General features: G+C 39.3%; 12 protein-coding genes and 1 pseudogene. 3 read left to right on the top strand and 10 right to left on the bottom strand.

Translation table 11 applies throughout. The features are described 5' to 3' along the window. Positions 1–369 (bottom strand): annotated as a pseudogene (locus BM390_RS14750) (hypothetical protein); the annotation flags it as partial. A 294-nt stretch (positions 370–663) separates the two neighbouring features. Then, positions 664–2208 (bottom strand): response regulator transcription factor, encoded by a 1545-nt coding sequence (locus BM390_RS14755; protein ID WP_062323781.1) that lies wholly within the window; start codon positions 2206–2208, stop codon positions 664–666. A 274-nt stretch (positions 2209–2482) separates the two neighbouring features. On the opposite strand from BM390_RS14755, the gene BM390_RS14760 reads away from it, so the two are divergent. Then, positions 2483–3271 carry a Nif3-like dinuclear metal center hexameric protein gene (locus tag BM390_RS14760; protein ID WP_062323779.1) on the top strand — a complete coding sequence of 263 codons (789 nt, stop codon included), beginning with the start codon at positions 2483–2485 and terminating at the stop codon, positions 3269–3271. 107 nt (positions 3272–3378) lie between these two features. Here BM390_RS14760 and BM390_RS14765 read toward each other — a convergent pair whose 3' ends face one another. From BM390_RS14765 to BM390_RS14795, 7 genes are all read right to left on the bottom strand, one after another. Beyond that, positions 3379–3771: a hypothetical protein gene (locus BM390_RS14765; RefSeq protein ID WP_062323777.1), complete on the bottom strand. Its 393-nt coding sequence runs from the start codon at positions 3769–3771 to the stop codon at positions 3379–3381. Between the two features lie 304 nt (positions 3772–4075). Next, entirely contained in the window at positions 4076–4747 is a 672-nt protein-coding gene (gene deoC, locus BM390_RS14770) for a deoxyribose-phosphate aldolase (protein ID WP_089855697.1), read from the bottom strand. Then, a complete protein-coding gene (locus BM390_RS14775) occupies positions 4740–5162 on the bottom strand; it encodes a cytidine deaminase (RefSeq protein WP_062323775.1) in 423 nt (140 codons plus the stop codon). Before BM390_RS14775 ends, deoC begins: the two co-directional genes overlap by 8 nt. 86 nt (positions 5163–5248) lie before the next feature. Then, on the bottom strand, positions 5249–6064 hold the full coding sequence (locus tag BM390_RS14780) for a purine-nucleoside phosphorylase (RefSeq protein WP_062323773.1): 816 nt from the start codon (positions 6062–6064) through the stop codon (positions 5249–5251). Between the two features lie 61 nt (positions 6065–6125). Beyond that, positions 6126–7307 carry a phosphopentomutase gene (deoB, locus tag BM390_RS14785; RefSeq protein ID WP_062323771.1) on the bottom strand — a complete coding sequence of 394 codons (1182 nt, stop codon included), beginning with the start codon at positions 7305–7307 and terminating at the stop codon, positions 6126–6128. A 120-nt stretch (positions 7308–7427) separates the two neighbouring features. After that, on the bottom strand, positions 7428–7595 hold the full coding sequence (locus BM390_RS14790; RefSeq protein WP_062323769.1) for a XapX domain-containing protein: 168 nt from the start codon (positions 7593–7595) through the stop codon (positions 7428–7430). Between the two features lie 85 nt (positions 7596–7680). Continuing rightward, positions 7681–8985: a pyrimidine-nucleoside phosphorylase gene (locus BM390_RS14795; RefSeq protein ID WP_062323767.1), complete on the bottom strand. Its 1305-nt coding sequence runs from the start codon at positions 8983–8985 to the stop codon at positions 7681–7683. A 522-nt stretch (positions 8986–9507) separates the two neighbouring features. Between BM390_RS14795 and BM390_RS14800 the strand changes: the two genes are divergently transcribed. Together BM390_RS14800 and BM390_RS14805 are read left to right on the top strand one after the other, a co-directional pair. Then, positions 9508–10572, top strand: coding sequence for an LLM class flavin-dependent oxidoreductase (locus BM390_RS14800; protein WP_089855700.1), 1065 nt, complete (start codon positions 9508–9510; stop codon positions 10570–10572). A gap of 1 nt (position 10573) precedes the next feature. Continuing rightward, positions 10574–11137 (top strand): NADPH-dependent FMN reductase, encoded by a 564-nt coding sequence (locus BM390_RS14805; protein WP_062323765.1) that lies wholly within the window; start codon positions 10574–10576, stop codon positions 11135–11137. A gap of 94 nt (positions 11138–11231) precedes the next feature. Here BM390_RS14805 and BM390_RS14810 read toward each other — a convergent pair whose 3' ends face one another. Continuing rightward, positions 11232–11957, bottom strand: a complete 726-nt coding sequence (locus BM390_RS14810) for a GntR family transcriptional regulator (protein WP_062323763.1) — start codon at positions 11955–11957, stop codon at positions 11232–11234. Between the last annotated feature and the right edge of the window lie 558 nt (positions 11958–12515).

Consider the following 12515-nt stretch of genomic DNA (forward strand, 5'->3'; position numbering starts at 1 on the left):
GGCTTTTATCTTTTGAAGTGTCGTCAAGCGCGCCTTCGTCGCTTTTATTTTTCTTTTAACGGCGTTGATTTGTTCTTTTTTATTACGCATGTACATGTTCTTCAATTCTCTTTGCGCGGATAGAAGAGCGCGTCCTTCTTGAACAGCACTGTTCGCATAATAATCATTTAATCCGTAACGTTGCTTTAACCGTTGATGGATGGAGACGGAACTTTTCTCTTTCGAGCCCCTAAGCTCCCGGACCTCCGCTTGATAGCGAAAATGTTTGGCTTGATTAAACACCCGAAGGGTGTGATCCATGGACATAACGAAGTTTGCGTCGATCTTATGCTTATATAAGCGATTTGAAAAAATAGCCTTCATGCCCATGAAACCCACCCTCTCTTTGTTTTGTGACGGTCACTGTTAGTGCTTTAATTATATCATGCAGAATGCGTGTTTGTCACTTCAAAAATATTCAAAAAGAAGCGATTCATCACCCACCTAGTGCTAACGCACTTGAGGAAGGTGTCTTCTCGCTCTAAAACGATAAAAATTAAAGGTGCCAGTGAATCTATTTAGTGAACATATTCAGTCACTAAAAATCCGCTTCACTCACACCTCATAGTATTTGTCTTATTAATAATACATGCTAAAAATATAGGCCGTTGTTTTTCAAGTAAGTTACTTATTCACAACGATTTTCTGTCGGTACTTAGACGGCGTATTGCCTACAATTTTCTCAAACTGCGTAACGAAGTAATCGGAACTACCAAAACCAACCGCTTCTGCAACTTCATAAACCTTTAGATCCGTTTGACGTAAATGTTCTTTTGCCTTTTCAATCCGCACCTGCAATAAGTAATCTTTAAAGTACACACCGTAGGTTTTCTTAAATAGTTGACCTAAATAAACGGGGTTCATGTAGAATTGATTCGCTAACCGTTTGAGCGTTAGATTTTCATTAAAATGCCGATCAATATACCGCTTTACTTTATAAATCTCACCGTTATATTTCGCTTTATTTAAAGCCGCTAGCTGTTTTGCACGTGTCGTTAAAAAGCGCATTAATGCTTCTACTAGTTCAGATAAGGTATGTTCATCGTTAAGTTCATCTAAAAACGAACGCTCCGTTGATACTTTTTTATCCATCGCTTTTTTAAACCGTTGATCAATCGCTTGATCCATTTGATATAAAAACAGTTGGACATGTTTAACAGAAATATAGTTTTCTTGAATGGCCATTTTAAGTTGATGAACTGTTTCTTTAATCTTATCAGGATTGTTTTCTTCTACATGTTCCATTAACTCGGTAAAAAGACTGGCATCTAGTTCTCTGTTTTCTGTCAGCAACTGTTCTTTTGACGCTGTCATTAATATTGGCGCGTCATTCTCTATGATATAACGATGTTTCTTCAAACGTTGGGCCGACTGGTATGATGCTTGTATACCGCTTAACCCTTCCCCGCGAACACCTACATAAATAAAGACAGATTGTTGAATGGCCGATTCAATCATCGCTTTAAAATGATCAAAGAACCAGGTAAGTTCATTATCGTTTTTCGGTAAATAGCGTTGTTCTAAAATTAAACCATAACCTTCTCGTTCAATCGGATGAATAAACAAATCATCGGCTCCAATAAAGTGAGTAATCGCATGTTGAATCTGTTCATCGATGGCGGTATTAGCAGTCCTTGACCTGACATCAATCAGGACATAACGCAAGTCTGTTTCGGAGTCTTTCAACAAGACATCTGCTTCTTCTCTTGTCGGTTGATTACCTTCTAATACGACACGTTGAAATAAGCGATGGTTTATAAATGCTTGATTTGTTTGAATCGCCATTCGCTCTTCATATATTTCTCTTGATAGCTTTTGTAATGTTTCTTCGATTTCTTTTTTATTTACTGGCTTAAGAATAAAGTCTACAACACCTAACCGTACCGCTTGTTGAGCATACTGAAAATCATCATATCCACTGATTAAGACAAATTTAGGTTGGTGTTTGGCGTGTTGTTTTACTTGTTTGATCAGTTCAATCCCATCAAAAACTGGCATACGAATATCGGTGAACACGACATCCGGTTCCTCTTTTATAATGAGCGATAAAGCATCCTCCCCGTTATCCGCTTCACCGACCACTCGATAATCGACTGATTTCCAATCAATTAGTGCGAGCATCCCCTTCCTTACAAAGTGCTCATCATCAACAATGACTAACTTATGCATCGTTCTACCCCCATTCATTATTGTAAGCGTTGTCATAATGGTATAATGTGAAACCCATCGCTGTCTTAACTGCTTTTCGTATTATTAGTTTAACCGTTGTACAAAGTTAATGTCAATCTTTTCTCAATAATTGTATGACATTTTTATCATTCCCTTTACTTCTTCTAGTTAAAATCTTTAGTTTTTTCAATTTATTCTTTATTCTTTAGAGTCACAGACCTCACACTCATTCTATAGACTGTAGTTAAAGCCACCGATAGAAAGGAAGATGATTATGTTAATAGTAAAAGACGTCGTGGACTATATCAAACAAGGACTAGTCTTACCTAACAATAGTGTCGATGATGTGTTGTATGGTGATATAAACGATAGTGTATCGGGAATTGCGGTTATGTTTATGCCGACCATACGTGCATTACAAGAAGCCAAACAGTTGAATTGTAACTTCGTTCTCACACATGAGGGTATATTCTTTCATCACTGGAAAAAACCCCATACGATGGACGCTGTACATATTGAAAAAGAAGCAATGATGGAAGAGCTTTCGATGAGTATTTTTCGGTTTCATGATCTTATTCATATGTATTCACCCGACATGATTACTGAAGCATTAACGCATACACTCTTCCCTCGAGTGCAGAAAAAAGACATTTATTCAACCTATACCGTTATTGAATTACCACAAGCGGCGTCCTTTTCGTCTCTGCGTACACATATTAAAGCAACTCTGCGACTAGATCAGTATCGTTATGTTGGCCAAGACCATCATCAGATTAAACGTATTGGTCTATTCGTTGGTTACCGTGGCAACGGTGAACATGTTATTCCAACATTTGAGCGAGACCAGATTGATTTAGCCATTTATGGTGAGGGATTTGAGTGGGAAACACCTGAGTATGTCCGTGACTCACTAGAGACGAAGCACCCAAAAAGTTTAATCGTATTAGGTCATTACGAATCGGAATCACCTGGCATGGAACTGTTCGCGAAGAAGCTTGCTAACACATTTTCTGACATTCCCGTGCATTATATTGACTCACACTCACCTTTTTCATACGACTAAAAAAGCCACACTAACGTTTGGGCAGTTATAAAAAGCACCGTACCTACTTCAAATTGAAGTAGGTTACCGTGCTTTTTCACTTCCATTTAACCTGTTTTTCTTATCATTTATTGTATAACATCATTATACAGTAAATTGTCTTCATCATTAAAATGAACAATTTTTAAATGGTGATCATCTTTAATATAAATACTCTTATATTCCTTTGTACCTTCTTCCGTTTGGAATAATATCACTCTATTTCCTCTATTATCTGTTTCAACTATGCCTTCATATAAATTTAAATCTAATTCTTTTGATAAGATATCAAATTCTTCATACGCTTTTAAATGTTCGTTATCCACTGTGTTGCTATCATCCGTTGTACTATGATTCTCATCATTCTCTTGAGTAACATTATTCTCCTCTTGGTTATTGTTTGGCATCGCTTCATCTTCTGTATCAGTTGAACAACTAACCAAAACAAGCAAACTAAACAAGACTATAATAATTTTTTTCATAAATTCCACCCCTTCAATTTGTCATTATAGCATACATACGAGTTAATGAAGATTGAAACACCTGATAAGATATTACCAATTGAGAACATTCGACTTATTACGTTAATTTTTAATACGTTTAGTCAACCACCCGTGACTCAAGCCATGAGTCTTCTTTACTCCGCGCTAATCTCCATACCACGATTTTTCACACCAAGGAATACGGACAATCTAATTAGCCACAAGAACAAGCGAAAGACAGAAAAGCCTTTATTCCGACATCGGAACAAAGACTTTTATTTAGGTATTCTATTTATTTTCAAGCTTAATAATCAGAATCTGCTTTTCCGCCAGACACAATTTCTTTCCCACTGCTTGCACCTATACGCGTAGCTCCTGCTTCAATCATCGCTAGAGCGCCCGCGCGGTCACGTACACCGCCACTTGCTTTGACACCGATATCAGGTCCAACGGTTTGACGCATCAGTTTAATGTCTTCTACTGTTGCCCCACCTGTTGAGAAGCCGGTTGATGTTTTAACGTAGTCAGCACCAGCCGCTACCGCAAAGTCACATGCTTTTACTTTCTCAGCATCTGTTAAGAGGCTTGTTTCAATAATCACTTTGACTAACGCTTTTCCTTTTGCTGCTTCAACGACGTGACGAATATCGTCTTCGACTAAGTCATCTTGACCATCTTTTAAGGCGCCAATATTGATCACCATATCAATTTCTGTCGCCCCATTTTCAATGGCGTTGGTTGTTTCAAAGGCTTTAACTTTTGATGTTGTCGCCCCTAACGGGAAGCCGATGACCGTACATACATCGACGTCAGAATCTTTTAATTCTTTGGCCGCTGTCTCTACCCACGTTGGGTTCACACAGACAGAATAAAAGTTATAGGCCTTTGCTTCCTGACAAAGCGTGACAATTTGCTCTTTTGTTGTATCAGCTTTTAAAGCTGTATGATCAATATATTGTGCTAAATCTTTACTCATGTTTTTTTGCCTCCTCATCACTATATAAATCATCCGATAAAAATGCCCCTGGTAAGAGAGCATCTACTGTTGTTTCTAACACATCACCGTGTAAGTTCGTTAAAATGACTGGCATTTTAGGTTCACAAAGTTCACTAATCACTTGTCGACACACACCACAAGGTGACACAGGACGATCGGTATCTGCCACAACCGTCAAGGATTCAAAATGATGCTCTCCTTCACTGTAGGCAGAAAAGAGTGCACTACGCTCCGCGCAGTTACACGCTGAATAAGCCGCATTCTCGATGTTACACCCATGATAGACTTTACCTGATTTGGCTTTTAACGCCGCACCTACTTTAAATTTTGAATAGGGCACATACGCCTTATCCCTAGCTTTCTTTGCTTCTTGTATCAATGTTTGATCAGTCATAAACCGTTAGCTCCTTTATCTTGTCCTTAACCGCACTTACCCCCGAATATACAAGAGCGAGTATGTATAACTCGCTCTAACAAACATTACGCGTTCACTTTACCTAGAATAGTTTTCACGAAACGTAAGAAGTCTTCTCGTACTTTTTCCGTTGTTTCAATGACTTCTTCATGGTTTAATGGTTGATCTAAAATACCGGCGGCCATATTTGAGATACATGAAATACCTAAGACGTCTAAGCCAACATGGCGAGCCACAATGACTTCTGGTACCGTTGACATACCAACAGCATCGCCACCTACTTTTTGTAGCATCTTAATTTCAGCCGGTGTTTCATAAGTGGGTCCAGTGTTCCACACATAAACGCCTGTCTTTAAGTCTAGTGATAATTCTTCTGCGACATCCTTAGCAAGACCTTGAAGTTTGCGATCATATGCTTGAGATAGATCCGGGAATCGAACACCTTGCTCATTATCATTTGGTCCCATTAATGGATTTTGACCGGTATTATTAATATGGTCAGTAATCAGCATTAAGTTACCCGGTTCAAACGATTCATTGACACCGCCTGCGGCATTAGTCACAAATAATTTTTCCACACCAAGTTGTTTCATTACGCGTACCGGGAAAGTGACCGCATCAAGACCATAACCTTCATAGAAGTGGAAACGGCCTTGCATCGCAATCACGCTGATGCCTTCTAACTCTCCAATAACGAGCTGACCGGCGTGCCCTTCTACCGTAGAAACCGGAAATCCTGGAATCACATCATATTTTATTTTAACCGGGTGCTCGATTTCATCTGCCAACATCCCGAGGCCAGAACCGAGAATGAGACCCACATGTGGCTTTTCGCTTAATTGCTTTTGAATAAACGCTGTTGCTTCTTGTAGTTGTGTCATTTTGCTCCTCCTTAACGATTGTTATTACTTTTATTCCTTCTATTCACATGTCTATCTGTTACTATTTTATCTCATCTAAGAAACTCTTACCATACTTCGGCATGTCCACGCCAAAGTTTTCGGCAATCGTTGCACCAATATCAGCAAATGTTTCACGGATAGGTAAGGCTTTACCTGATGTAATACCCTTATGGTGAACAATCAGTGGCACATATTCACGTGTATGATCGGTACCGTGATGGACCGGATCATTCCCATGGTCTGCGGTAAGGATGAGTAAATCATCTTCTTTAAGTTTTTCTAATACTTCTGGCAAACGTTCATCGAACGTTTCAAGCGCTTCTCCGTAGCCTTTAGGGTCCCGACGATGGCCATACTTCGCATCAAAATCAACAAGATTCAAGAAATTCAATCCATGGAAGTCATCATCAATGGATTGAATGAATTTCTCCATACCATCATCATTATCTTTCGTACGAATTGATTGGGTAACACCTTCACCATCATAAATATCAGAAATTTTACCTAAAGCAACGACATCAAACCCACCATCGTCTAGCGCATTCATAACGGTGCGACCAAAAGGTTTTAAAGCATAATCATGACGGTTAGATGTACGTTCGAACGCGCCTGGTTCACCGACAAATGGACGGGCGATAATCCGACCGACCATATACTTATCATTCATTGTCATTTTACGAGCTGTTTCACAAATCTCATAGAGTTCTTCTAATGGCACAATCTCTTCATGTGCCGCAATTTGTAAAACTGAATCAGCTGACGTGTATACAATTAAATCACCGGTTTTCATATGTTCCTCACCAAGTTCAACTAGGATTTCTGTTCCTGATGCTGGTTTATTACCAATAATACCACGACCTGTTTTTTCTTTTAATTCATCTAATAAATCATCCGGGAAGCCATCAGGGAATGTTTGGAACGGTTGATCAATGTGAAGGCCCATAATCTCCCAGTGACCTGTCATCGTATCTTTCCCATTTGATGCTTCCTGCATTTTTGTATAATGTGCTAAAGGTTGTGCTGCTTTTTCAATCCCTTTGATTTCTCTAATATTACTTAACCCTAATCGACCCATTGTTGGCATATTTAATCCATTCATACTTTCAGCAATATGCCCGAGTGTATCTGCACCCACATCATCAAACTGTTCGGCATCTGGTGCTTCACCAATACCAACTGAATCCATCACAACTAAAAAGATGCGCTTAAATTTTTCTACCATATTTCTTCATCCTTTCTGTTTTTCCTTATAGATAGTTTGTTCATCACGCTTTCACTTCACACACAAACAGATTCGTTATGTTTAACCGGTAGCGACACCCATTAAACAACTGATAAGTTATTAACTAAAAAAGGCGCGTAAGTATTCGGCGACAACGCCACCAAAATACACACCAAACACACCGACTACTGCTGAAAATACAGGTGGTGCAGGTAAAGGTAACTTTAAGAATTTAAATAATATCCCTACAAGCAGCCCTGAGAATAACGCCAAAAAGATTTCTTTCATGATTGGTCTCCTTATCTTTAAATAGTGATTATTTTCAATTACCACTGTGATTATTTCTGTATATGCTGGTTACAATTTCTGTATATTATTCGGTTATGACGTCATAAATAAGCACGCGTGCTTCTGGTTTGTCAGCGTGCATACGATAGGCGTTTCTCACTTTATCTTCTACTTCTTGTGTCTCTTCTTTGTTCGTATGCAAGGTGACAAGAACATCGCCTTTTTCAACGTAGTCGCCGACTTTTTTGTGTAACACAAGTCCAACAGCTAAATCAATTTCTGACTCTTTTGTCATTCGACCCGCGCCTAACATACCTGCAGCAATCCCTACTTCATCTGCAATAATTTCTTGTACATAACCCGATGTTTTTGCCGTAATTTCTTTTGTCATCTTAGCTTGTGGCAATAAATCAGGATGATCAATGACTGAAGCATCTCCACCTTGTCCTTCTACAAACACTTTAAAGGTGTCAAGCGCTCGTCCTGATTCAATCGCTTCTACAAGCATTGCGCGTGCTTCATCAATCGAGTCTGCCTTATTCGCTAAATGCACCATATGACTCCCTAACGTGAGACATAGCTCGGTCAAATCTTCTGGTCCATGGCCATTTAACGTATCAATGGCTTCTTTTACCTCTAAAGCATTCCCTACCGCAAAACCAAGCGGTTGATTCATATCAGAAATGACGCCAATCGTTTGACGTCCAGCACCGTTACCGATACCGACCATGGCTTTTGCGAGTGCTCTCGCATCGTCTAAGTTTTCCATAAAGGCACCTGAACCTGTCTTGACATCTAGGACAATCGCATCCGCACCTGAGGCGATCTTCTTACTCATGATTGAGCTTGCGATGAGGGGAATGGAATTAACCGTTGCGGTAACATCACGTAAGGCATACAGTTTTTTATCCGCTGGTGTTAAGTTACCACTTTGGCCGACAACCGCGACTTTATTTTTATTAACCAAATCATTAAATGTTTGACCATCTAGTTCAACTTGGAATCCTTTAATTGATTCTAATTTATCAATGGTTCCTCCCGTATGCCCGAGACCACGACCTGACATTTTCGCGACAGGCACACCGACACATGCGACAAGTGGCGCAAGAATGAGCGTTGTTGTATCACCCACACCGCCTGTTGAGTGTTTATCTACTTTAATGCCCTCAATACCTGATAAATCAACGGTATCACCACTGTTGACCATCGCCATGGTTAAGTTAACCCGTTCATCCGTTGTCATATCTTGAAAATACAAAGCCATCGCCATTGCTGACATTTGATAATCTGGAATCTCATCTTTGGTATACCCTTCAATCATAAAGTCAATTTCTTCTTTAGTTAAAGCTTCACCATCACGCTTTTTCGCGATTAAATCTACCATTCGCATTGTTTCATCCATCCTTTCATATCTTCACATGTTCTTATCACAACATTTTTCTGACGATGATGTCACGTTCTATTTTTAGTGTACTAGGAGAGTAGTCAGACCACATTAAAGGTATACCCTGATTTCAGTCTAATTTATCCTGAAATATTCGATATCACTTATAGTGATCGCTATTTTATCTATATCTATTCATTATCATCGTTTTTTGATAGGACGTCCAACCTCTTGCTGGTTAATGAAATCCCTTACATATGTCCTACCTCTCCATTATATTAGTAAGACGTCCAACAAGTCAATGGTTATGACACATCTTCTAAAAAAATTATACTTCCTTTCAAATCATTCGCTAAATCCTAGTTACATCACCTATTGCCTGACTCACCTTTAACACTTGTAGTCATCCTTTCACTTATCATAGGTCTTATTTATTTCGAATTCGAGACTTTTTCCTTGCATTGACGACTCAAACCTTTTACATTAATAACAATCATTAATTTAATTAAGGAGTGATTATACATGACGATGAGCAACTATCGTATTCATCCTACGAACGGATTGGAATTTGGTATATACACACTGGGAGACCATTTAATGGATCCCGAAACCGGCACGAGACTATCAGCTAAAGAAAGGCTGAATCAGATTATTGAACTCGCTAAATTAGCTGACGAGGCTGGTCTTGACTTTTTTAGTGTTGGTGAGAGTCATCAAGACTTTTTTGTGACACAAGCCCACACCGTTGTCTTATCTGCGATCGCGCAAGTGACAAACAACATCAAGCTTGGTTCATCTGCGACGATTCTCTCGACCTCAGACCCCGTAAGGGTGTATGAAGACTTCGCGACGATTGATTTGTTATCAGACGGACGGGCTGAAATTATTGCCGGTCGCGCTTCAAGAGTAGGGTTATTTGATTTACTTGGCTATGACCTTCATGACTATGAAGGATTATTTGAAGAAAAATTTGCTTTACTAAATAAGATTAATCAGGAAGCTTACGTCACGTGGAAAGGTGACTACCGTAAAGAACTGAATAACGCCCATGTCTTGCCACGCGCTGAAGAACCTTTACCGATTTGGCGTGCTGTCGGTGGTACCCGTAGCAGCGCCATTAAAGCGGGAAGAATGGGCGTGCCGATGCATTTAGCCATGCTTGGCGGTCCGGTATCAACGTTTCAATCGGTCATTGATGCCTACCGCGAATCACTAAACCAAAGTGGCTTTGACTCCCGTCATTTCCCAGTCGGAACTGCCGGTTTCTTTCACGTTGCCGAAACGACGCAACAAGCTCAAAAAGACATGTATCCGTATATTAATGAAGGGATGAAAAGAACAAATGGACAAGGTTTCCCGAAACAAGCCTTTGCATTAGGAAAAGATAAACATAACGTCATGAACATTGGGAGTGTCGACGAAGTGACTGAAAAAATTCTCTATCAACACGATGTCTTTAAGCATCAGCGTTATATTGGTCAAATGGACTTTGGTGGCGTCCCTTTTAAACAACTGATGAGAAATATTGAGTATTTAGGCGAGAAAATTATACCGAAGGTTAAAAAATACACACGAATACAGGAGGAATTATAATATGCATGTCGTTATTCTATCTGGCTCAACGGTCGGATCAAAAACAAAGACCGCGATGCTGGCAGTTGAAAAAGTGTTGCAGCAGCGTAAAGACTTAACTATTGAGTTGATTGATTTAAAAGATTACGACCTCGTTTTTAGCGACGGTCGACATTATCTTGATTATACCGGTGACACAAAAATAGTCACTGAAAAATTAATGCAGGCCGATATATTGATGATTGGTACGCCGATTTTCCAGGCGTCCATACCTGGCACACTTAAGAATGTCTTCGATTTATTACCAACCAAGGCGCTAGAGAAAAAAGTAGTGGGGCTTGTCGTTACCGCTGGTTCAGCGAAACATTATCTCGTGATTGAACAACAGTTGAAACCCATCTTAAGCTATATGAAAGCTGTCGTCTCAAGTAATTATGTCTTTATCGAGGAACAAGATTTCCATCTTAAATCTATCGTCAACGATGATGTTCACTTTAGAATACAAACACTCGTAGAGGATACGCTCTTATTAAAAGAAGCTTATGATGAGATGTGGAAGAAAAAAGAGGATCAGTATGATTTTTAAGTGCGAATCATAGAAACACTAAGAGGCGTAAAACAACATTATTTTACGCCTTCTTTTATAATTGATGGAGGACCATCCTCTGACGTCCAACCAGTTAAACCATCCGTTTTCTAAATACGTTAAAACTCACTTGGTCTGACCGGAAGAAATTAAGTGAATACAAAATAGGGTGGTCATCTAAATCGTAGTGAATTTGTTTTAATACAAGTAACGGTATATCACGGTCACATTCTAAGATTTTCGATATGTCTTGATGATAACCAATGGTGTTAATATCTGCTTTTGCATAACTAATCGTAATACCAGCATCTCGCTGCAGGGCGTCAAAAATCGATTCACCTTTAATCTCAAAATCATTTGAGAGTTTGTGTTCAGGCATTTTATCAATACAGTAGACGAGTGGTTCACCGTCAGCTTTACGTAACCGCTTCACTAAATAAACACGCTCATCTGTTTCAAGTTCCAACTCTTCACGATCATCACTATGCGGTTCAACATACCCAGTTGATAACCACTCCGTGCTCGGTTCTTTCCCTTCACGTTTAATCATATCGGTAATACTGAAAAGTTCTTCTAGTCCGCCTTTAAATTGTGGTTTACGATTAACAAACGTACCGACACCGTGTTTTCTTAAAATGATATTTTCTTCTTCTAATATACGTAACGCTTCTCTTAACGTATTTCGAGACACACGTAATTGTTTTGAAAATTCCATTTCAGAAGGCAATCTTTCTCCTGGTTCCAGTTCACCACTATGTATTTTTTCTTTAATCTGTTCAATCACGAGAAGATAGCGCGGGGTTTGGTAATTATACTCCATAAAAGTGCCTCCTTTTCTTTCAATTAGTTATTCGTTTATTGATGGCGCTTTCACGTCATCACCACTATCATTATAGCATGAACTTCTAGTCAACAGAACAACAGATTTTACTACTATGTGAATTATTTTCATTCACATCCATTTTGAACTACCCCCACCTAACATTCTAACGAATGTTTGAGGAAGGAGATTCCATAAGGACACCCTAAAGGCGACCCATGCTCATTCAACTAAGCATAGGTTTTTCTACTCTCCAACCGCCGTAAACCTATTTTCTCAACATCTGTTAAAGCATGTCGGTGAAATAGTGTATTCCAGGAACACAACTTACTTTGGTCGAATCGTTCTGTCTGTTAGAACGCATGCGTTCTAACAAAAGACAGGGTACGCGTCATATACGCCCATTGCGCCCAATGGTGTAGACCTTGTTTCTGCTCTGGAACAAGTGAATACAACATTGGTGGAGGCCACTGAAAAAGTCCAAAAAAGATCGGATACCTCATTTAATCATAGGCATCCGGTCTTTTTTTCGATAAAATAGAAGTATCAATAATAGGT

It is taken from the genome of Halolactibacillus miurensis, assembly GCF_900116255.1.
Classification (GTDB): domain Bacteria; phylum Bacillota; class Bacilli; order Bacillales; family Amphibacillaceae; genus Halolactibacillus; species Halolactibacillus miurensis.

What these genes read in the sequence shown, in the direction of transcription:
- BM390_RS14755 (WP_062323781.1), bottom strand. Translation starts at nt 2,208, where the DNA reads ATGCATAAGTTAGTCATTGTTGATGATGAGCACTTTGTAAGGAAGGGG.
- BM390_RS14760 (WP_062323779.1), top strand. Translation starts at nt 2,483, where the DNA reads ATGTTAATAGTAAAAGACGTCGTGGACTATATCAAACAAGGACTAGTC.
- BM390_RS14765 (WP_062323777.1), bottom strand. Translation starts at nt 3,771, where the DNA reads ATGAAAAAAATTATTATAGTCTTGTTTAGTTTGCTTGTTTTGGTTAGT.
- deoC (WP_089855697.1), bottom strand. Translation starts at nt 4,747, where the DNA reads ATGAGTAAAGATTTAGCACAATATATTGATCATACAGCTTTAAAAGCT.
- BM390_RS14775 (WP_062323775.1), bottom strand. Translation starts at nt 5,162, where the DNA reads ATGACTGATCAAACATTGATACAAGAAGCAAAGAAAGCTAGGGATAAG.
- BM390_RS14780 (WP_062323773.1), bottom strand. Translation starts at nt 6,064, where the DNA reads ATGACACAACTACAAGAAGCAACAGCGTTTATTCAAAAGCAATTAAGC.
- deoB (WP_062323771.1), bottom strand. Translation starts at nt 7,307, where the DNA reads ATGGTAGAAAAATTTAAGCGCATCTTTTTAGTTGTGATGGATTCAGTT.
- BM390_RS14790 (WP_062323769.1), bottom strand. Translation starts at nt 7,595, where the DNA reads ATGAAAGAAATCTTTTTGGCGTTATTCTCAGGGCTGCTTGTAGGGATA.
- BM390_RS14795 (WP_062323767.1), bottom strand. Translation starts at nt 8,985, where the DNA reads ATGCGAATGGTAGATTTAATCGCGAAAAAGCGTGATGGTGAAGCTTTA.
- BM390_RS14800 (WP_089855700.1), top strand. Translation starts at nt 9,508, where the DNA reads ATGAGCAACTATCGTATTCATCCTACGAACGGATTGGAATTTGGTATA.
- BM390_RS14805 (WP_062323765.1), top strand. Translation starts at nt 10,574, where the DNA reads ATGCATGTCGTTATTCTATCTGGCTCAACGGTCGGATCAAAAACAAAG.
- BM390_RS14810 (WP_062323763.1), bottom strand. Translation starts at nt 11,957, where the DNA reads ATGGAGTATAATTACCAAACCCCGCGCTATCTTCTCGTGATTGAACAG.